The organism is Xanthocytophaga agilis (assembly GCF_030068605.1).
Classification (GTDB): domain Bacteria; phylum Bacteroidota; class Bacteroidia; order Cytophagales; family 172606-1; genus Xanthocytophaga; species Xanthocytophaga agilis.
Window position 1 is genome coordinate 1 of sequence record NZ_JASJOU010000038.1, and the last position, 2712, is coordinate 2712.

Annotated in this window: 1 protein-coding gene; it reads right to left on the reverse strand. The window is 42.3% G+C overall.

The features are described from left to right. On the reverse strand, nucleotides 1–2712 hold a 2712-nt coding region (locus QNI22_RS40040), incomplete at both ends, for a beta strand repeat-containing protein (protein WP_419836281.1).

Sequence of the window (2712 nt, forward strand, 5' to 3'; positions counted from 1 at the left end):
ATGTATTCGATGTCTGGAAGTTGACTCCATCGATTGAGTACTGGTAAGGAGCTGTGCCACCCGATACATTGCTCACTGTGATGGTTCCATTGTTGACTCCACACGTTGTTGGATTACTACCACTTACTGTCGCGGTGATTGGAGATGTCTGAGTTAATCCAACAGGTACTGTAATTATACATGTTGCATCTGCTGCATCTCGTACTGTTACAGTGTAATTACCGGCAATCAATCCTGAGAAGTTTGCTGAAGACTGGAATGTTGTGCCATCCAGGCTATATTCATATGTTCCACTTCCACCTGTTGCCACAACTGTGAAACTACCGCTAGCTGGAGTTGTACAAGATGGATTCACAACAGAAGTAACACTAGCTGTAACTGTACAGGTTGTACAAGCTGTACCTATAGTTACGGAACTTGTTGCTTCACAATTATTTGCGTCTACTACCCGAATAGTATATGTTCCAGCGGATAAGCTACTGAATGTACTGTTATTGATACCAGCCGGATTAGCGACTCCATTGATATAATATTGATAAGGTAAAGATCCACCTGTTACTGATACAGCTATACTTCCATCTACGGCAGAACACGCAGTTTCTGAGGTAGGGGCTGTGGTTACTGTAATAGTAGCTGGAGCTGTTAATGTCTGAGAAACGTTCACTAAACAAGAACCTGCATCTTTTACATAGATAGTATAGTTACCAGCGGTTAATCCAGTAAATACACCTGTTGTATTAGAGAATGTCACTCCATCCAGACTATAACTGTATGGACTTGTACCGCCTGTCGCACTTACTGTGATTGTTCCATTTGGAGCAGTACAGTTCGTTACGTTTGTACCAGATGCTGTAGCAGCCAATGTACAAGCACAGTTGAACTTAGTTACAGTTACTGCAGAAGTAAATTCACAGTTATTAGCATCTACTACTTTAAGTGTGTACGAACCAGGAGCTAATGATGCGAATACATTATTACTAGCCCCAGCCGGATTCACACTTCCATTAATAAAGTATTGATATGGAGCTGTGCCGCCACTTACAGTCACTGTTGCCGATCCATCGTTTGCATTACATGCTGATTCATTAGTAGAAGCAACTGTCGCTGTGATTCCGCTTGGTGCTGTAATCGTCTGTGTTAGAGTAATGCTACAGTTAGCTGCATCTTTAATGGTAATCGTATATGTTCCTGCACCTAATCCGGTAAAGCTTGCTGAAGACTGGAATGTTGTGCCATCTATTGAATATTGATATGGCAATGTTCCACCACTTACATTACTCACACTCACACTACCATCTGTTGTGGTACAGCTAGTTGGATTGCTTCCACTTGCAGTCGCTGTCAGATTACAAACTGGAGGGCAAGTAAACTTAGTTACTGTTGTTGTTGTAGTAAACTCACATCCTGCTGCATCTTTTACCAGGATTGTATACGATCCAGGTGCCAGAGATACGAACACACTATTATTCAGACCTGCTGGATTTGCCACTCCTCCGATATAATATTCGTATGGAGCTGTTCCACCAGATACAGATACTGTTGCTGAACCATCATTTGTGTTACATGCTGTCTCGTTTGTAGCTGAAATCGTTGCACTTACCCCACTTGGAGCAGTTAATGTAACAGTTTCTGTATATATACAACCTTTTCCATCCTGAACGGACACAGTATAGGTTCCAGCAGCAAGTTTTGTATAATTCGTTCTCGCTCTATAAGAAGCGCCATTTACTGAATACAGATATGGTGCTGTTCCGCCTGCTACATTGCTGATAGTAATTGTCCCATCAGAATCTGTACATGTAGTAGGATTGGTTGTTTGTATTGTTAAGTCTGTAGGACCTGCTGGTAACACCAATGTTACTGCAGAAACGTCATACACACATGAATTTGCGTCTTTAACTTGTACTGTATAAGTACCAGCAGTCAGACCTGTAAATTGTCCGGTTCCTGCTGCAAATGCCCCTCCATTCACAGAGTATTGGTAAGGAGCTGTTCCACCTGTAGCAGTTACTGTAATATAACCACTACTAGAGTTTGTACAGGTTGGATCACCATAGGTAATCTGCGCTGTCAGATCACAAGTCACAGGACAAGTAAACTTAGTTACAGTTGCAGTCACTATAAATTCACAATTATTAGCATCTACGACTTTAAGTGTATAAGATCCTGGAGCTAACGATGCGAATACATTATTACTAGCCCCAGCCGGATTCACACTTCCATTAATAAAGTATTGATATGGAGCTGTGCCGCCACTTACAGTCACTGTTGCCGATCCATCGTTTGCATTACATGCTGATTCATTAGTAGAAGCAACTGTCGCTGTGATTCCGCTTGGTGCTGCAATCACTTGAGTGAAAGTTGCTGTACAGCCAGACGCATCTTTTACTGTTACAGTATAACTTCCCGCTGCAAGCCCTGTAAAGTTTGTGCTTGCCTGGAATGTTGTGCCATTGATTGAATATTGATATGGACTTGTACCGCCAGCAACAGCACTGATTGTGATTGAACCATCTGTTGTAGTACAACTGGTTGGATTGGTTCCACTTACTGTTGCTGTAATAGCTGCTGGCAAACTTAACACAGCACTTACACTGGTCTGACAGCCTGAAGCATCCTTCACAAGGATTGTGTAGTTGCCTGCACTCAAACCTGTGAACACACTACCTGTCACATATGTTGTGCCTCCATCTATTGAGTACTGTATCGTTC